This is a genomic window from Methanothrix sp., assembly GCF_024518575.1.
Lineage (GTDB): Archaea > Halobacteriota > Methanosarcinia > Methanotrichales > Methanotrichaceae > Methanothrix_B.
Window position 1 is genome coordinate 1 of sequence record NZ_JANIHG010000029.1, and the last position, 18,485, is coordinate 18,485.

Annotated in this window: 18 protein-coding genes; 6 read left to right on the forward strand and 12 right to left on the reverse strand. The window is 55.4% G+C overall.

The genetic code is table 11. From position 1 onward, the window contains the following. Nucleotides 1–470: 470 nt before the first annotated feature. The 11 genes from NQU42_RS06365 to ndhC are packed head-to-tail and all read right to left on the reverse strand — an operon-like array spanning nt 471 to nt 10,734. Nucleotides 471–1,943: an NADH-quinone oxidoreductase subunit N gene (locus NQU42_RS06365; protein ID WP_296609982.1), complete on the reverse strand. Its 1,473-nt coding sequence runs from the start codon at nt 1,941–1,943 to the stop codon at nt 471–473. A gap of 1 nt (nt 1,944) precedes the next feature. Next, a complete protein-coding gene (locus NQU42_RS06370; protein WP_296609984.1) occupies nt 1,945–3,453 on the reverse strand; it encodes an NADH-quinone oxidoreductase subunit M in 1,509 nt (502 codons plus the stop codon). Continuing rightward, a complete protein-coding gene (gene nuoL / locus NQU42_RS06375; protein ID WP_366070224.1) occupies nt 3,450–5,417 on the reverse strand; it encodes an NADH-quinone oxidoreductase subunit L in 1,968 nt (655 codons plus the stop codon). The genes NQU42_RS06370 and nuoL overlap by 4 nt, the downstream gene beginning before the upstream one ends. 2 nt (nt 5,418–5,419) lie before the next feature. Then, nucleotides 5,420–5,719: a F420H2 dehydrogenase subunit FpoK gene (gene fpoK, locus NQU42_RS06380; protein ID WP_268741208.1), complete on the reverse strand. Its 300-nt coding sequence runs from the start codon at nt 5,717–5,719 to the stop codon at nt 5,420–5,422. 32 nt (nt 5,720–5,751) lie between these two features. After that, entirely contained in the window at nt 5,752–6,021 is a 270-nt protein-coding gene (locus NQU42_RS06385) for an NADH-quinone oxidoreductase subunit J (protein WP_296609986.1), read from the reverse strand. Continuing rightward, on the reverse strand, nt 6,014–6,427 hold the full coding sequence (locus NQU42_RS06390) for an NADH-quinone oxidoreductase subunit J (RefSeq protein WP_296609987.1): 414 nt from the start codon (nt 6,425–6,427) through the stop codon (nt 6,014–6,016). The genes NQU42_RS06385 and NQU42_RS06390 overlap by 8 nt, the downstream gene beginning before the upstream one ends. Further along, nucleotides 6,427–6,969 (reverse strand): NADH-quinone oxidoreductase subunit I, encoded by a 543-nt coding sequence (locus NQU42_RS06395; RefSeq protein WP_296609989.1) that lies wholly within the window; start codon nt 6,967–6,969, stop codon nt 6,427–6,429. The genes NQU42_RS06390 and NQU42_RS06395 overlap by 1 nt, the downstream gene beginning before the upstream one ends. Before the next feature lie 11 nt (nt 6,970–6,980). Beyond that, nucleotides 6,981–8,033 carry a F420H2 dehydrogenase subunit FpoH gene (gene fpoH, locus NQU42_RS06400; RefSeq protein WP_296609990.1) on the reverse strand — a complete coding sequence of 351 codons (1,053 nt, stop codon included), beginning with the start codon at nt 8,031–8,033 and terminating at the stop codon, nt 6,981–6,983. A gap of 12 nt (nt 8,034–8,045) precedes the next feature. Further along, entirely contained in the window at nt 8,046–9,737 is a 1,692-nt protein-coding gene (fpoD, locus tag NQU42_RS06405; protein WP_296609992.1) for a F420H2 dehydrogenase subunit FpoD, read from the reverse strand. Nucleotides 9,738–9,766: 29 nt separating this feature from the next. Beyond that, nucleotides 9,767–10,339: an NADH-quinone oxidoreductase subunit NuoB gene (nuoB, locus tag NQU42_RS06410; protein WP_296609993.1), complete on the reverse strand. Its 573-nt coding sequence runs from the start codon at nt 10,337–10,339 to the stop codon at nt 9,767–9,769. Continuing rightward, entirely contained in the window at nt 10,330–10,734 is a 405-nt protein-coding gene (ndhC, locus tag NQU42_RS06415) for an NADH-quinone oxidoreductase subunit A (protein ID WP_011696227.1), read from the reverse strand. The genes nuoB and ndhC overlap by 10 nt, the downstream gene beginning before the upstream one ends. Before the next feature lie 200 nt (nt 10,735–10,934). On the opposite strand from ndhC, the gene NQU42_RS06420 reads away from it, so the two are divergent. Both NQU42_RS06420 and NQU42_RS06425 read left to right on the forward strand, forming a co-directional pair. After that, nucleotides 10,935–11,222, forward strand: a complete 288-nt coding sequence (locus NQU42_RS06420) for a hypothetical protein (RefSeq protein WP_296610009.1) — start codon at nt 10,935–10,937, stop codon at nt 11,220–11,222. Nucleotides 11,223–11,542: 320 nt separating this feature from the next. Further along, nucleotides 11,543–12,520 (forward strand): tyrosine--tRNA ligase, encoded by a 978-nt coding sequence (locus tag NQU42_RS06425; protein ID WP_296609996.1) that lies wholly within the window; start codon nt 11,543–11,545, stop codon nt 12,518–12,520. Between the two features lie 234 nt (nt 12,521–12,754). Here NQU42_RS06425 and NQU42_RS06430 read toward each other — a convergent pair whose 3' ends face one another. Then, a complete protein-coding gene (locus tag NQU42_RS06430) occupies nt 12,755–13,573 on the reverse strand; it encodes a hypothetical protein (protein WP_296609997.1) in 819 nt (272 codons plus the stop codon). Nucleotides 13,574–13,641: 68 nt separating this feature from the next. On the opposite strand from NQU42_RS06430, the gene NQU42_RS06435 reads away from it, so the two are divergent. The 4 genes from NQU42_RS06435 (at nt 13,642) to gvpD (ending at nt 18,479) form a co-directional block, all read left to right on the forward strand. After that, nucleotides 13,642–15,657 carry a DNA mismatch repair protein MutS gene (locus NQU42_RS06435; RefSeq protein ID WP_296609999.1) on the forward strand — a complete coding sequence of 672 codons (2,016 nt, stop codon included), beginning with the start codon at nt 13,642–13,644 and terminating at the stop codon, nt 15,655–15,657. A 209-nt stretch (nt 15,658–15,866) separates the two neighbouring features. After that, a complete protein-coding gene (locus NQU42_RS06440; protein ID WP_296610000.1) occupies nt 15,867–16,271 on the forward strand; it encodes a pyridoxamine 5'-phosphate oxidase family protein in 405 nt (134 codons plus the stop codon). A gap of 415 nt (nt 16,272–16,686) precedes the next feature. Further along, complete coding sequence (locus NQU42_RS06445; RefSeq protein WP_296610001.1) at nt 16,687–17,037, forward strand: winged helix-turn-helix transcriptional regulator; 351 nt, start codon at nt 16,687–16,689, stop codon at nt 17,035–17,037. Between the two features lie 77 nt (nt 17,038–17,114). Next, entirely contained in the window at nt 17,115–18,479 is a 1,365-nt protein-coding gene (gvpD, locus tag NQU42_RS06450) for a gas vesicle protein GvpD P-loop domain-containing protein (RefSeq protein ID WP_296610005.1), read from the forward strand. Nucleotides 18,480–18,485 lie beyond the last annotated feature (6 nt).

Genomic DNA, 18,485 nt, shown 5'->3' on the forward strand with positions numbered 1-18,485 from the left:
CTGTGATCTCAGCTGAACTAGAAGTTCTAATTTTCTTCTCACCCTCCCCTGAATCAAATTCATCAGGCTCATCGGATCCACTTGATACGTCTTTAGCTATGATTTATACATTTGTTACATCACATTTTAGGTCCAAAATCAGGACCTGTCCGAATAAGAGCCTGATCAAGAAATTCTGGCCTTCATGCATTTGGATGTCGGAGACACACCATCTTTATCAGGACATGTCCCAAAATCATCCCGAAAATGATATTTATCAGATGCGCCAACAAAGCCTTGATAGATTACAATGGATTGCCTCCTTATGGGTCTATCATCCCCTTTTACTTTTAAATATGCGCATTCGTTCCCAGAGCTCCATTTTTTTGCCATCAAGAACTGAAATCAGATTTTTGCCAAGATCTGCCGGGAACATCATCGCGTGATCCCGATCAGGCCTCTGAAATTACGCGGATAGCTGGTAAAAAAAGCTACGGCAGCAGCGCAGCTGCCGCCTGCATCGCCCAGTTGAAGAACCCCTGTGGGAGAACGCCGATCCAGAAGGTTCCGATAAGGGCCAGAAGCAACGAGAAGACGTAGCCCTTCGACTCAGATATCCTCGGCCCGGCTGGCTCCCTGAGGTACATGTAGCTCACTATGCGCAGGTAGTAGTAGAGCGAGAGCGCGCTGTTCAGTATCGCGAGAACAGCGAGCCAGACAAGCCCGCCGTATATCGCGGACCCGAATACCACGAACTTGCCGAAGTAGCCTGCCGTCGGCGGTATCCCCGCGAGCGCGAACATGAAGATGGTCATGCAGAATGCCGTTACCGGCGCTCTCCTTCCCAGGCCCGCGTAGTTCGATATGTCATCAGGATCCTCAGAGTTCTTCGCGATCGAGGCCACCTGCGCGGTGCCTATGAAGGCGCCGGTCTTCATGATCGCGTGGCCCAGGATCAGAAGAAGACCTCCTGCGAGCGCATACTGGTTCAGGGGCAGGTTGTTCGGCCCAGTCATCCCCTCAGATGCAACCCCGAGCACGACGAACGCTATCGATATGTACCCTGCCTGCGCGATGCTCGAGTATGCCAGGATCCTCCTGACGTTGTTCTGCCAGCACGCGATCAGGTTGCCCACGGTCATCGTCACGGCCGCGAGTATCGCGAACGCCATGTACCACTCGAGCTTGAGTGCGAGCAGCGCGATCAGTATCACCCTGAACGCGGCCGCGAACCCCATCTTCTTCGAGCCCGCGGCGAGTAGCGCCGAGACCAGCGCAGGCGCGCCCTCGTATGTATCGGGGGCCCACATGTGGAACGGCACCAGCGCCATCTTGAACGCGAACCCGACGATGACGAAGATCAGCGCGATCAGTATCGCCGGGTTGAACGCCGCGAGCGAAGCCGAGGCGATCTCCGCTATCTTCGTGCTCCCGGTCATGCCGTATAGCATCGAGAAGCCGAAGAGCATGAAGGCTGATGAGGCCGCGCCGTACAGGAAGTACTTCATCGCGGCCTCCAGGTTCTTCTTCGTCTTGTCGAAGGCTGCCATCGCGTATGTTGACAGGCTCGCCAGCTCGAAGCCTATGAAGAGCGAGACGAGATCTATGGCGCTCGAGACGACCATCATGCCCACAGTCGCCATCAGGAGCAGGGCGAAGTACTCGTCCCCGCCCGGCCGGCCGTTGTAGCGCGTAAGGGAGGCGATCACAACGAGCAGCGAGACCAGTATGAAGACGGCCTTGAAGAACTGGGAGAATCCATCTACCCTGAGCGAATCGTAGAAGAAGACCGTCCCGGTCTCAGCGGTGAATACCAACCCCATGGCCACGACGAGCGCCGCCAGGCTAAGGTATCCTGGAAGCGAGCTTTTTCCTTTGGATAACAGTCCGATAAGCACGACCAGCAGCGAAACCGCTGTAATCAAAGCCTCTGCCCCGAGCGGGGCGTAGTGTCCAAGATCCACCTCAGATCACCCCCATCTGCGAGAGGGTCACAACAGGCTCCATCACCTGGTGCGCTGCAGTCCCCATCATGTCCGTGATCAGCGCTGGCTGCAGGCCGAAGAGCAGCGTCAGGAAGACGATCGCGCTCATCGCGAGTATCTCGTACGCATGCGGATCGTGTATCTCCAGATACTTCTTCAGTATCGGGCCGAAGAGCACCTTCTGGCACGCCCAGAGGTGGTAACCCGCTGTCACGCCGACGCTTGTGAAGACCACCAGCAGTGTGTACATTGGGAACGTCGCGTATGATCCTGTCAGGACCATGAACTCAGCGACGAACCCGCTCATCCCCGGGAGGCCGAGAGACGCCAGGAAGGCTGCGAGCATGAGCGATGCGAACTTCGGCATCCTGTCGGCAAGCCCTCCGAGCTCTGATATTATCCTCGTACCAACAGAGTGCTGTATCGTTCCCGCGGACATGAACAGGGCGCACGTTATGATCCCGTGGGAGAACTGCTGGAACATCGCACCCTGTACCGAGAGCCACGTGAACGCCACTGCGCCCAGAGTGACGAATCCCATGTGGCTGATCGATGAGTAAGCGACGAGCTTCTTGATGTCCTTCTGCGCCAGAGCCAGGAACGCTCCGTAGATTATGCTCAGAACCCCTATTACAGCGATCACTGTGACGAACGCCTTGTCAACATGCGGAAGCATTGGGAGTATGACCCTGAATATACCGTAGCCGCCCATCTTGAGCAGCAGAGCTGCCAGAACAACAGAGCCTGCTGTCGGAGCCTCGACGTGCGCATCCGGGAGCCATGTGTGGAACGGGAACGCGGGCATCTTCACCAGGAAGCCGAAGAGAAGCCCCGCGAATATCGCGTTGATCAGCCCCGGCGGGAATATCGCCTTGTCGGATGTCGCCTGGAGCAGGGTCAGCATATCGAATGTCCTGGACCCATCGGGCAGCCTGTAGGTGAAGTACAGCGCGAAGATCGCGAGAAGCATCACCAGGCTCGCTACGTGCGTGTAGATGAAGAACTTGATCGCTGAGTAGTCCTTTCTCGGCCCGCCCCAGATGCCGATCAGGAAGAACATCGGTATCAGCACGATCTCCCAGAATATGTAGAACAGGAAGAAGTCCAGGGCCGTGAAGACTCCGAGAACTCCAACCTCGTTCAGGAGGAGCAGCGCGAAGAACTGGTTGGGCCTGTGGTTCTCGCCCCACGCGTATATCACCACCAGCACAGAGACTATGGCGGTGAGCAGCACCAGCGGGAAGCTTATGCAGTCGACGCCGACTGTGTACCTGACGCCTATCGATGGCACCCAGTCGTAGCTCTCGACGAACTGCATAAGCTTCGAGGACTTATCGAACTCGGTGTACATCTGAAGCGCCAGGGCCAGCGGAACCAGTGAGGCTATCAGGGCAACCAGCCGGGCCTGCCCCCTGCTTCTCGTCATGAACGCCAGCACCGCGCCTATCAGCGGCACCGCTATCATTATGGATATAGCGTTTGAGATCACAGGCCCACCTCCATCGCCAGCTTGATCACAATCACAAGCACCACGATCCCGAAGACCAGTGCTGTGATGTAGTTCTGTATGACTCCTGTCTGCACCCTTCTTATGGAGTTTGCAAACCCTAGTGTGGTCTCACTGATCTTGTTCAGCACCCCATCGACGATCCTTATGTCGAATATGTTCGCTATCAGCGATATTCCGTAGACTACAGTCTCAGCGAACCATGCTGTGAATATCTCATGCTGGTAATATCTCTTGACCAGTATCGTCCTCAACAGATCCTTCTCCCCGACGAACTTCCTGATATCAAGCTTCTTCCACGGCGAGTAGAAGAGCAGAGCCAGGAGTATGCCGCCAATCCCCACCAGTATCGGGAGGATCTTGATTATGAACGGCTCGTGCACAGCCGTCTCCTCTCCGTGCTCTCCACCATGCTCCACAGCATGCCCGCCGATCGGCGCGAGCTCCTCGAAGTCGACTCCGTAGTGGGCGAAGTTGTTGCCGACTGTTTCGTAGAACCTCTCCTGGGCAGGCATGCCGAAGAAGAGCGCTAGTATCGCAAGAATCACGAGCGGCCCGAGCATGATCCACGGGGACTCATGCTTGTGGTAATCAGAGCGCGGCTCTCCCGTGAACGTCAGGAACCACATCCTGAATGTGTAGAACGCGGTGAGCAGTGCTGCCACTATGCCGAAGAGGTAAGGCAGATAGTCATGAGTCATCGCCCCGTACTCCCAGGCCGTTACCAGAATCTCGTCCTTTGAGAAGAATCCCGTTGTTCCGGGGAAGCCTGCCAGAGCGAGGCCACCAATTGCCATCGTCCCGGCGGTCCACCTCATGTACCTCCCGACGCCGCCCATCTCGCGCAGGTCGTTCGTCGCGACCGCGTGTATGACCGAGCCGGCGCAGAGGAAGAGGAGCGCCTTGAAGAACGAGTGGCCTATCAGATGGAACATCGAGACTCCGACTGCTGCTGCGCCCACGACAGATCCAACGCCGAGTGCCAGCATCATGTAGCCCAGCTGGCTGACCGTCGAGAACGCAAGGACTCTCTTGATGTCAAATGCTGCAAGGCCCATCGTCGCGGCGTATAGCGCTGTGAACCCTCCGACGTATGCGACGGCCAGCAATCCGTAGGGAGCCGCGTAGAATAACGGGAACATCCTGGCGACCAGGTAGACGCCGGCTGTGACCATCGTCGCAGCATGGATCATCGCAGAGACTGTTGTCGGGCCCTCCATCGCATCCGGGAGCCAGATATCCAGGGGGAACTGGCCTGACTTGCCAGCAGCACCTCCAAGGAGCAGCAGCGATACCAGTGTGAGCTGCGTCGGATCGATCTTTGTTAGGTTCTCGTAGATCACCGGGAACTGGAGCAGGTATGTGCCCTCTGGGAGCCCCAGCTTCGCCATGTTGTTGTACAGCAGGATTATCCCAGCGAGGAACATCACGTCGCCGACTCTTGTAGTCAGGAACGCCTTCTTCGCAGCTGATGCAGCAGATGGCTTCCTGTACCAGAATCCGATCAGCAGGTACGAGCAGAGACCGACAAGCTCCCAGAATATGAAGAGCTGCAGCAGGTTATCGGAGTAGACCAGGCCGAGCATGGCCGCCGTGAATAGGCCTGCCTCAGCGAAGTACCTCGCCATGCCCGGATCGCCGTTCATGTACCCCAGCGCATATGTGTGTATCAGTGTGCAGACGAATGTGACCATCAGCAGCATCACAATGGCCAGAGGATCTATCAGTATTCCAACATTCAGTGTCGCAAACCAGTGCATCGACTGATGGACGACCTTTTCAGGGAACGTCTCCAGGAATATTCCCGCAGATATGAGGAACCCTGTGAATGTCGCCAGCACTGTGAGAAATCCTCCGCCCCTCGGCAGATGCCAACCGAAGAAGATCGTGAGAATGAATGCCAGCACCGGCAGCCCCACGATCAGATAAGCGTAATCGGCGTACAACGTCACCACCTCAGAGCGTTTATGTTGTCGAGATCAATGGTTCCGTACAGCCTGTACAGGGTTATCAGTATGGCAAGCCCTATACCGGCCTCAGCCGCGGCCAAGGCTATCGAGAACAGAGCGAAGACCTGGCCGCTCACGTTCGGCTGGTAGGCTGAGAAGGCCACCAGATTTATGTTGGCGCTGTTGAGCATGAGCTCAACGCACATCATCAGCTTGACGCCGTTCCTCTGTGTCGCCAGACCGTAGAGACCTATGGAGAACATGACGGCGGCAAGCATAATGTATAACTCAAGCGGGATCGTATCTCTCCCTCCTTCTCATCTCTCCCAACTCAGGCCATCTCCTTTCTTGCTATGTATATCGCTCCGATCAGGGCTGCCAGGAGGACCAGGGAGAGCAGCTCAAACGGGAACATGTAGACCGTGAACAGCTCCGCCCCTACATCCCCGATGCCGCTTTCCGGCATTCTGACACCCTCCTTGGCCGGCTGGAAGCTGTACTGCTTCTTCATCTCTCCGTACTCCCATGGTGTCACTGATATCGATGCGATCAGTGCCGCCAGGAAGATCACCAGGAGTATCGTAGTCTTCGCTTTAACCATGGGACTCCTCCATTATCGTGCGTCTTGTGAGCATCACGGCGAAGAGTATCAGCACGCCCACTGCGCCGATGTAGACCAGAACCTGTGCGACACCCAGGAAGGGTGCGTTAAGCGATATGTACAGGGCCGCGACACCGGCGAAGCTTCCTATGAGGTACAGGGCGCTGTGCACTATGTTTCTGGAGTAGACCGTCAGCACCGCGAGCCCGAGGATCAGAACCGATAGGGTTGCGAAGACGCCGAGCTCTATGAGGAACCTGATATCATAGATCTTCTCCAGCATCCTCCAGCTCCACGGGGAGATGTACACGACGTACGCAAGCGCTCCGAATATCACTCCCAGAGCGATCAGAAGCAGGATCAGCTCGAAGAGATACTTGACGTACTTCACAGAATCCTTCTCCATCAGGCCTCACCACCCTCGGCCGGCTTCGCCTTTCCTTTGTTCTCCTTTCCCTTGGCCTTTGCTGCCTTCTCCTTTGCTGCTGCCGCAGCAGCCTTCTTCTTCTCCTCGGCCTGCCGCTTCGCCTCAGCCTCCAGCTCTGCGACCTCCTTGTCGGAGAACTTCTTCACCGCGATCCTGTCAGGCCCGTAGACTATGTCCTTCCTATCCCAGCCAGCGATCTCAGTCCTCTTTCCCATCTTCAGGCAGGAGACAGGGCACTCGTCAACGCACAGGCCGCAGAATGTGCACCTTCCGTAATCTATCTGCGGAAAGAGCATCTTCCTGTTCTTCAGCGGATTGCCGTATTTGTATGGAACAAGCTCTATGCAGCTGTTCGGGCAGACCCTGGCGCAGGAGCCGCAGCCTATGCATGTCGTGGCGTCGAGCTCGTGTATGCCCCTTTCGTTGGCGGGCAGCTCCATCATGACCTCTGGATACAGCCTGGTGACCTCTGTTGTGGTGAGCGCTGTCTTCAGAGTGTACTTCAACGACTTGAGCACCATCCCGGATCACCTCATGCGAAGTAAAGACCCACAAACGCTGCCCACGCCAGGTTTACCAGCGAGAGCGGAAGCATCCACTTCCATCCCAGATCCGTGACCTGATCGATTCTGAATCGCACAAGCGAACCCCTGACCCAGATCAGGAAGATCAGAACTATCAGAACCTTCATCAGGAACCAGACCATCGGAGAGAGCACTGTTATCAGAGGTATGCTCGGGCCCTTCCAGCCGCCGAGGAAGAGGAGCACCAGCAGTATCGAGCCGAGGAGCATGTTGATGTACTCCTGGAAGTACAGGAGGCCCCACCTTATGCCGCCGTACTCTGTTGTGTAGCCAGCAATGATCTCCTCCTCAGCCTCGCTCTGGTCGAAGGGTATCCTGCCGAGATCTGTCACAAGAGCTATTGTGAACACTATGAACCCGAGCGGCTGGGCGAACGCATACCACAGCGTCTGGCTCTCCACGATCTCCACCAGGTTGAGGCTGTGGGCCATCAGAGCAACCGCTATGACGCAGACGCCCATCGGAACCTCGTATGCGATCATTCTCGCGATTCCTCTGAACGCGCCCAGCATCGAGTACTTGTTGTTTGAGCTGAACCCGGCCATGAAGACCGCGATCGTCATTATAGATAGCGCTGCCTCGACATAGAACGCGCTGATGTCCATGTTCGCGACGACCAGAGGGTAATCCTTCCCGTCGATCCTCAGAGCGCCGAACGGTATTGCGGCCGCCACAAGCATCGTTGTTATGCTCGCTATTATCGGCGCCCAGACATAGACAGGCTTGTCCGCGCCTCTGGGTATGCTGTCCTCCTTTGTGAAGAGCTTTATCGCATCAGCGCCCAGCTGGAGCAGACCCCACCTGCTGCCAACCCTGTTGGGACCGAATCTGGCCTGGATATCGCCCAGGAACTTCCTCTCGAGCCAGACCACTGCCATTGCGCCGATATTGATCACCGCAGAGATTATGGCTGCTCCTATTAGGCCAATGGCCAGAGCGTATATCTTGGGCTCCTGGGCGGCCCAGGCAGATACGGCCTCTATGATTGTCGATAAATACAACTCGAAACCCCCTTAGCGGTCCACCTCGCTTGTGCATGCGTCCATGCTGCCTGCTATTGCGACCACATCAGCAACGTAAGCGCCCTCGAGAAGCGGCGGAAGCGCCTGCATGTATGCGTAAACAGGACCCCTTACCTTCACCCTGTAGGGCTTCTCAGAGCCATCGCTTATGACGTAGAACCCCATCTCGCCGCGCGGATCCTCGACCCTGTAGTATGCCTCTCCAGGCTCTGGCTTGATCTTCTTCGGGAGCTTCTCCTGTATCGGCCCCTCGGGGATCTGATCCAGGCACTGCTCTATGATGTGGATGCTCTCCAGGATCTCCTCAAGGCGAACCTCAACCCTCGCCTCAGCATCTCCTGCCTTTCTGGTAACGACCTTGAAGTCCAGATCCGGGTAGACCAGAATCGGATCCTCCCTGCGCATATCATATGGCGTATCAGATGCCCTCAGCGGCGGTCCGGAGACGCCCAGCCTGCGCGCATCTCCAGGCGAGAGAACGCCTATCCCGCGCATCCTCCTCGTGTATATCGGATCGCTGTGGAGCAGATCCATGTACTCCTCCGTCCTCTCCCTCATCCTCTTCAGGATCGGGCGCGCCTTGTCCGCGAATCCATCAGGCAGATCGTTTCTCACACCACCAAACCTAACGAAGGTGTGCGTGATTCTGGCGCCGGTGATGCTCTCCATCAGATACACTAGGTCCTCCCTGTCTATGATCATGTACTGGAACGGAGAGTATGTTGCAGCGCCCAGGAGCGTCAGGAACTCGCCTGTTCCCAGAAGATGGCTCTGAATCCTTGAAAGCTCTGCGAGTATCACCCTGATGTACTGCGCCCTCTCAGGCGGAGTTATGTTGAGAAGCCTCTCAACAGCGCCGCAGTAGGCCTCGTTGTTTGTGATCGACGCGAGGTAGCACATCCTGTCAGTGTAAACTATGCCCTGCAGGTACGTCCTGTTCTCCATTATCTTCTCTATGCCCTTGTGGATGTATCCCACATCAAGGAACGCCTTCTTTACCCTCTCGCCCTCGATGAGGAGATCGAGCAGGAACGGCCCGGGGACGATCGCATGCTGCGGACCCATGTGCATGATCATCTCAGAGTCGGACTTTATCTCAGCCTCCTCGCGCTCCCTGAACGTCGGATACTTCGGCCTCTCGGGCACCACGCCCGCCTTTATCATCTCCGGGTGGGGCATTATCTTGAACTCTGTGTAGCCATCAGGACCCACCTGCTCTATCGCACGCTCGCCTGTCGTCGTATCCGGGTACCCCTTGAAGTCCTTCCTCCAGGGCCAGTATCCGACGAGCTCATCCGGCAGCAACAACGGATAAAGCTCAGGGTGCCCCTCGAAGTTTATGCCGTACATCTCCCAGATCTCGCGCTCGTACCAGTTCGCATTCCAGTATAGGCCCGTGAGAGACCTGACAGATGGCTTGTCTCTGGGAACCCTGACCTTCATCATGACCACTACCTGATGCGCCCCGTGGCTTGTCAGGATCTCGACGACCTCGAAGAGGTTCTCGTTTATCCTGTCGACTCCAGCTGCACCAGAGTAGTGATCGAAGTCCTTCTTGTCCCTGAGGAACTGCGTTATCTCGACGAGCTTCTTCGGATCGACTGTTATCCAAAGGCGGCGATCAGACTCGACCCTCGACTCAAGAACCGATCCCGGAAAGGCCGACTGGATCGCGCTCAACACATCGCCAGCCGTAAGCAGAGACCTCCCTCCTAGTAGCCCCGTTTATCCTTGCGTTGCTTGATCTTCTCCTGAAGCTCCACGAAGCCCTTTATGAACTGCTCCGGCCTCGGCGGGCATCCAGGAACATACACATCGATCGGGAAGAAGTCGCTTGTGTTCTGTATTATGTTGTAAGAGTCGTAGAACGGCCCTCCAGAGATGGCGCACTCACCGACCGCGATGCACCACTTGGGCTCTAGCATCTGCTCCCAGAGGTTCTTGATGGCCGGAAGGTACTTCCTTGTGATGTAGCCGCTGATGATCATCACATCGGCCTGCCTGGGTGTGGCTCTGGGAATTATCCCGAACCTGTCGCAGTCGTAGTGCGGGCATCCGAAGACGAGCATCTCCACGCCACAGCAGCCCATCGGCTGCATCAGGAACCAGAGCGAGTTCTTGCGGCCCCAGTTGAGCACGTTCTTTATCGGGCCCATCTGGATGATCTGATGGATCTTCTCGGTGGTTGTGAACCAGACGTCCGCCACCGGCCGACCCCAGATCGTCCACTTCTCGATCTCCTCATCGATGGCCACGGGTACAGGTATTACATCGCTTATACCCAACGCAACGCCTCCTTCTTTATCGCATACAGCAGTCCGACGACCAGTACCGCGATGAAGAGCACCATCTCGATTACTGCCATGTTGATGAAGCCGAAGATCACGAACCTCTTCATGAACTCAGAAGCGTAGACGTAAATCCATGGATACAAGAAAAGAACCTCGACATCGAAGATCACGAAGACGATAGCAAACAAATAATACTGAACATTAAACCGGATCTTCGGGTCGCGGACGGGTTTCAGTCCGCCCTCGTACACTGACGCCTTACGCCGGTTAGGTCTGAGAGGAGAAATGATCTTAACGGCAGCTAGAGCAACAATAGGCACGATGGCGCCCATCACCAGAAACAGAATAATCGGGATATAATAGTCCACCGCCAACGGTTCGCCGGTCATTGTTTTTCCTCCGTAAAAGCTAAACACCAGGCATGGTATAAAAGGTTTGTGAAATTGATTTATGCTGCATCGGCGAAATCGATCTAGCTGCGAAGAGCGCAGAAAACACTTACGTACGTTCTGTAATATCGTGAAGTACGGATCTCATGTTCTGTGAGATTTAAATACATTCAAGCGATACAAATGGAGCGGTGAGACAGATGTACAGAGGTATGAGCGTGTTTGCATGTGTGATGCTGATGCTGCTGATTCCAGCGAGCTGTGTGGATGCCGGACTCATAGAGCTGCTCTACTCCTATGATGACCCCCTCATGACATCTCTGGATCTGGCATTTCTGCTCGTCACCCACGGATACAACGCAACTCCAGCGGATGGTTGTGTTGTAGTGGTTGCAGGCAACTCCACATATATGCTTGTGCCCAACGGAGATAAACCCGGCCTTGCCGACCTCTCCGATTCAAAGAGCTCGAGCTTGACTTTTAACTGAACAGTCTGTCTCACCACAGCAGCTCGAGCAACCCCAGTTCTGCATAGCCGTAACCTTTGAGGTTTCGGGTCGCTGGCTCGGGTCATCGAACTCTCCTTCAGGACCCAGTGGTCTTTGGCTCACGAATTCCAGTACTTGCTGTTGATCTCAATTTCTACATGAGCTACGCCAGGGCATGGATAACCGGTTCCTCGGAGCAGTAGGTCATACACGGTTGTGCAGATGAGCATAGATAGAACGTCCATTGAGGCGATCCGCTCTCCGAACGGTACCAAAAACATTATACGGGTTGATTTCCACCGGCTCGGTGGTGAAGTTCATTGGATCGACTGGAGCTGGTGATAAGGAACACTGAGGAGGTCGTAACGCTAGAGGAGCTTCAGGAGATGCTTGATGCCAGGGAGCATCCGAGGGCTTATGTCGGCTACGAGACGAGCGGGAACATACATCTCGGCCACATGCTAACCGCGAACAAACTTCTTGATATGCAGAGGGCAGGATTCGATGTGGTCGTCCTCCTGGCAGATCTTCACGCCTACCTAAACGAGAAGGGATCTCTGGAGGAGGTGAGGAGGATCGCCGATTACAACAAGGAGTGCTTCATCGCTCTGGGACTCGACCCGGAGAGAACGGAGTTCGTCTACGGAACCGAGTATCAGCTGAGACCTGAGTATGTGATAAAGGTCCTCCAGATGGCTAGGAACACAACTCTGAACAGGGCGAGGAGAAGCATGGACGAGGTATCGAGAAGCGCTGAGAATCCCATGGTCTCTCAGATGATATATCCGCTGATGCAGGCTGTGGATATAGCCGATCTGAAGATAGATGTCGCAGTGGGCGGCATGGATCAGAGAAAGATACACATGCTCGCGAGGGAGGAGCTGCCGAAGCTGGGATTTCCCGCGCCTGTATGCATCCACACCCCCCTCATCCCGGGACTGGATGGAAAGAAGATGTCATCCTCGAAGGGAAACAACATAGCGGTCGACGAGCCGGCAGAGGAGATAGAGAAGAAGATCATGGCCGCATACTGCCCCGCAAAGGTCACTGAGAACAACCCGATCACAGAGATATTCAAGTACCACATATTTCCGAGGGTCGATTCGGTCACTGTGAGGCGACCCGCGAAGTTCGGCGGCGATGTCGCATTCGAGAACTACAGAGCGCTCGAGGATTCTTTCGTAAGCGGCTCGCTCCATCCGATGGATCTGAAGAGGGCCTGCGCTGAGTACATGATAGAGATACTCGCTCCGGTGAGGGAGCGGGTAAAATCCCTGCGGGCTCAGACCTCAATGTAGAGCTTTATGCTGTAGATCAGAGCCGCTATCAATATCAGCGAAACTGCCAGCGCGCCGAGCTCTGCTGTCATACCCACCTCACCATTATTTCACTCCCTCTGAGATTGATCCACTCCGGTTCGGCATGAGTGATGGATCTGCGTCGCCTCTGCTCCTGCAGCCTTCGGCACAACGCGCTGTGATTGATAGATCAACCTGCTCATCCCCATCCGCCCCTCAGATCGTCCAGCTCCATCAATAATAGCGCATTATATCTTTCCCCGTGAGCACCGCTGTGATATCTATCATCTCCAGATCGCCCTTCACCCTCATCCCCCATATCACATTCGCCTCTGGATCGATCGCTCCTGTCATGCTCTCCGCTATGTGGTTCGCATCCCCAAGCGTCAGAGCAGCCCCGCCTGTGATGTGCAGGAGACAGCCTCTTGCTCTCCTCATATCCACCAGCGAATTATCGAGAAGATCCCGCAGAGCGCTCTCCGGAGACAGGCCTGTTCCGGAGATGATGCACGCCTCTGTGCCGCAACGCACTACCGTCCTGAGATCCGCGAGGTCGAGATTTATTATCGATGGCTCGAGCAGCATGTTCGAGATGCATGAGACCATTTTCGCGAGACGCAGCTCGGCATCTTCCGGCTCTGCGGGAGCGTCGACGACCACCGCAGAGCTCCTGCCTAAAAGCCATTCATAGTGGCGGAGCCTACGGTACTCAGGTGAGACACCCTTCGCACATGGAACCATAAAAAGCATGACAGCGAGCTCATGCGCTTCTGCAATCCTGGCAGCGAGGCGCGACGCGCGAATCCACTCCATGCCATCAGATATCATGAAAAGAACAGCTGCACTGCCCAGAAGCTCATGCAGCTCTCCAGAGCCCAGCGTCTCCGATGCCTGCCTCCGAACACCTGGTCCATCGCCAATGGATACAGCGCAGGAGCTGTGATCGATGCATATCACAGAGCCACATCCCCTGCTCCGAGCCATGCGGCGCACAAGATCAGCACCAGAGCCGAATCCGGCCAGGACTATCCCGGGAGTGCCAGGATTGCTCATGATCTCACACCCTTCTGCTGCTCATCACATGAGGACTTTCATATATAGAAAGCATGCCACTCGATGCTGTGAGACTGCAGGATATTCCCGGAGTCGGGCCCCGCCTGAGGGAGCGTCTAGTCTCACATTTCGGGAGCGAGGAGATGGCCCTCAGGGCGGTCGCAAATGAGGATATGGAGGACCTGAGAGCGGCGATCGGCGAGCGCCAGGCCATAGCCACGGTCAGAGCAGCCAGAGGCCTGCGATACCGTGCCTCTCCCGAGTCCTTCCTGGCCACCGATGAGGCTGAGGGGATATACAGAGCGGTCCTGAACAGAATAGCAGAGCATGCGAACACTGCGTATGCCAGAATGCGAATAGCCACTCTTTTCCCATCCGGATCACCAGAGCTCATAAATGATATGCGCTCGATCTCGCTGCGCTCCGTGGATCTCCGCCGGAGGCTCGGCGACGTAAGGGAGCTACTGCGCAGGATAAAGCCGCTCAGGCGGAGGGAGGCTCAGAGGATAAGAGGAAGGGCGATCGTCGCGAGATCCCCAGAGGAGCTCGCAAAGGCGAGATCGATGGGCTTCGAGAGGCTCCTTGACGTTCATCTGGCCGAGAGCCCGGGAGAGCTTCGTGATACAGCCAGCGGCTACGATCATGTGATCGTCCTTGGCGACCCAGGGGCGTCGCTTCCCGGAGTGGAGATCGCGGAGCGGCTCGACATCTGGTACATCGCCCCCGAGGCGGTCCTGAGCTTCTACACAGACAACAGAGATGCCCTGGAGGCAGCCATTGAGCTCGCGGCCCTGCTTGAGGAGAGGGAAATCGAGAGGTTCGAGGGGCTGGAGAAGCTCAGGGATGCGCTCAGAAGGCTGTTCGATGATGCAGATTCATCAAGCATATCACGCATCGATGATCTTCTAAGAAGATTGCCCCAAGCGATCGACTCTGCGATCGCCCGGGCCAATACCGAGCTACGCCAGCGAATAGAGGCGAGCTCTGTTACCCTCGGTGGCCAGGATCTCCTCAGGGCTCTGGGTCGGGGGGATCTGATCAGGGACGTGTTTGAGATGCAGATGCAGGGCATCTTCAAATCCGTGATATCTGATGCAAGGGCGAGGGTTGCCGCGGATCTGGGCCTGAGAGGCGGAGAGGCATTATGGCTGGAGGAGATCATACCCCAGGAGATAAAATACCCCATCGAGATCAACCACAGGGCGCTGCGCCAGCTCGAGCTTGAGCTGAGGAGAAGGCGAGAATCAGATGCGCTGAGCAGGAGAAGAGAGATGGCCAGATCTCTGATGAGCATGGGCGCGCTTGCAGAGGACCTCATGAAAAGACTGATGCAGCTCGATTTCCTCTACGCCATCGGAAGCTTCGCTCTGTCATATGATCTCACAATGCCTGAGCTCATCGAAGCTGCTGGAATAGGATTTCGCGATGGAAGGCATCTCTTCATCGAGAACCCTGAGCCTGTGAGCTACAGCCTGGGAGCATGCGGGATCTCTGAGCACAGCGAGAGGGCCGCGATACTGAGCGGGGTGAACTCCGGCGGCAAGACATCGCTCCTGGAGCTCATCGCACAGATAGCGATACTCGCACACATGGGCCTGCCTGTCCCTGCGAGCGAGTGCAGGATATCGATCTTCGAGGAGCTGTACTTCTTTGCAAAGAGCAGCGGCACTCTCAGCGCAGGAGCGTTCGAGAGCACGATGAGAAAGCTCTCCGCAGTCGCCACCGAGAAACAAAAGCTTGTGCTCGCGGACGAGATGGAGGCGATAACAGAGCCCGGGGCCTCTGCCAGGATAATAGCATCGATACTCGATATGATCCATGAGAACGGCTCTGTGGCGCTTTTCGTGAGCCATCTTGCAGATGAGATTCGCAGGTTCTCAAGGACAGCTGTCAGGGTGGACGGGATAGAGGCAGAGGGTTTGGATGATGAGAACAATCTCATGCTCAGCAGGAGTCCCAGGTACAATCATCTTGCCAGATCCACGCCGGAGCTCATACTCGACCGGCTTGTCAGGACAACAGAGGGTGGGGAGAGGATCTTCTACGAGAGCCTGCTCACGAGGTTCCGTGACACTCAGCCCTGATCCGGCTTCCCGGTCGTATAAATTATTTAAATCCACATCGCCAAATCCTTCACGCTCTGTAACCCGTTGCTCTCGGCTCCCGAAGACCCATTCAGCTCTTCGAGCCCACGATCCCATCATGACGATGCTTCTTGCATGCGATCGCTTTACTGCACAGTCCTAGGAAAAAATAAATATGTTGTTCTCTTCCGATTAACATGGTGATCTGAATGGCCAAAATGCCAGAGGATGTAAAGCAGGCCCTTGAGAAGCAGAAGCCTGTGCCGATAGCGACCGCCAGCAAAAATGGTGTTCCAAACGTTGTTTTCATAGGTCTCCTCAAGATACTCGATGATGAGAGGCTTCTGATCGCTGACAACTTCTTCAAAAAGACCGCGGCAAACCTTCAGGAAAATCCGAAGATGTCAATCGTCTGCTACAACTCTGAGACCAAGAAGTCCTTCCAGATAAAGGGATCTGTCGAGGTCCACAGGTCTGGGCCGGTCTACGAGGAGATGGTGAAGTGGGTCCATGGAGTGAATCCAAAGCTGCCGGCGAAGGCTGCGGTCCTCTTCAAGGTCGAGGAGATATATAACGCGATGTGGGGACCAGGTGCAGGAGAGCGGATAGTCTGAGCTGCCAGCCCCCTCTGCAAGAAGAGAGGCAGAGAGGGGTTGGACGTTTATTTTTCGCAGGCTCGTTTAGCTGATTGGGCAGGGCAGAAGATACGTTGATGAAAATGAATACTGCTCGCCATAGATCGGTATCGAAGCAGATCTCCGATGATTCGCGGACATGAGCCACGATCTTTTTGGACATGCGATGTGATTAACCGTGCCCTGCAGCTGATGGAGAGGCTTTTGGTAAAAGGGCAAAGAGCAGATATTGAGATGGCTGACTGGCATGCTAGTCATTCACTAAATAATTTTATCTAGTTGGTCCCGCACATATCACATGTACGCTCTAATAAGCAGGCCATACAGGCAGGAAAATTTATGAGCTTGACCGGAGCGAGATGACTGGATGCTCGCCGCGATCATGGTGGATGCGATGTCCTATAAAGAGAAAATACTCAAGGCGATTCAGGACTCCAAGGACGGTCTGACAACGGTAGAGGTTGCCAGGCAGGCAGGGGTGAGCAAGACGACTGTCATAAAATACCTCTCCGTTCTCAGATCCGAGGGCAAGTGTGAGTACGTGGAGGTCGGCCCCTCGAAGCTCTGGCGCGCGGTCACTCCCAAAAAAGAGATATGCAAGCGCGATATAGAGCCGTGTGAGGTGGAATCTGTCTCCGTCAAGCCACCAGACGATAGCGGTATGGTCTCCATCTCATTCAGGGTCAGAGCTGATCAGCTCTCTGCGCTTCTAAAGCAGATACAGTCGATAGAGGGCAAGTGCTGAGAGGAAGCCCAAACAACCGTATAAATAGTAATACTATATATATGATAATTGCTACCAGAGGTGGTTGGAGGGAACCCATGCGCATACCTGCTGAGATACACAGGTTTTTTGATATCGGTGAGGGGCAGACACTCCTGATAAAAGGCCTGCCCGGAACCGGCAAGACCACGCTCGCGTTTGAGATACTGAATGAGATGTGCGAGAAGAGAAACGGAATGTACATCTCCACGCGTGTCGACCCTGATAGGCTTTACAGGACGTTTCCCTGGATAAAGGAGATCGTGCCGCCGAGAAATGTCATCAATGCAACGCAATCAAAGCTTCTCCAGACTCTGAAAGACATCTCCGGAGGGATACCGACATACGATACTGTGCTGGATTTTTTCCGCGTCCTCTTCGAGGATGTGGAGGAGATGGAGAGCCCGATCATAGTCTTTGACAGCTGGGACGCGCTGATGAATTACCTCTCCCCGATGATAAAAGAGCCGCAGAGCTTCGAGCAGAACATATGCGAGTTCGCGAGGGACATGGGGATTCACATTATATTCGTCAGCGAGTCCGCGAATCTGATGCCGCTCGACTACATAGTCGACGGCGTTGTTTACATGGAGCTCTTCAGGATCGCCGGAACCCCGTCTGCAGCTGTGCGGGACAACGGCATGAGGGCCAGATATGCCCGCGAGATCAGGCTTGAGAAGCTCCGCGGCGTTGAGATACTCCAGCGCGCATTCACAGCAACGCTTCATGGTGGCAGATTTCAGTGCTTCACTCCCTGCGTCGAGGAGGTCGATGCCAGGATCGGCGGAGACCACATGAGAATCCCGGATCCAACAGAGGATTGCGCATCAACAGGCATTCCGCAGCTCGATGAGATAACCGGAGGTCTGAGGTACGGATCCTGCAATGTCCTGGAGATCAATCATGGGGTTGGCAAGCGCTACTACCAAATACTCACAGCCCTTGCCTCAAACGCTCTGAAGAACGGGAGAGCTGTATGCATAATCCCCTCGATAGGATACCAGCTCAGCCCGAGGGAGATCTTCGTGCCGACGAACGTCCGTGTCGTCCAGCCTCAGGGGGACGATATCGTCTCCTGGGGAAGAGAGCTGCTAGGCATATGGGATGAGCTGAGGGAGCGGAGTGGCCGGCCTATTCTCAACATAATCGGCATGGACGCGATGGAGTTCGCCTTCGGCTACAGGCAGCTTCTGAATATAGCGAACAGGCTGATCAACCGGTGGAAGGAGACGAACGATATCAATCTCCTGGTCGTAAAGACCGGCCAGGAGAGCATCAACATGGCGATTCACGTCGCAGACACCTACTTCGTCGTCAACGAGCTCAATGGAGGGCTCTGCATATACGGAGTGATCCCGCGCACCGAGCTCTACAACATGAGCATGGAGAGGGGGAACAGGATCTGCCTGACGCCTATAGTCTAGGTCAGA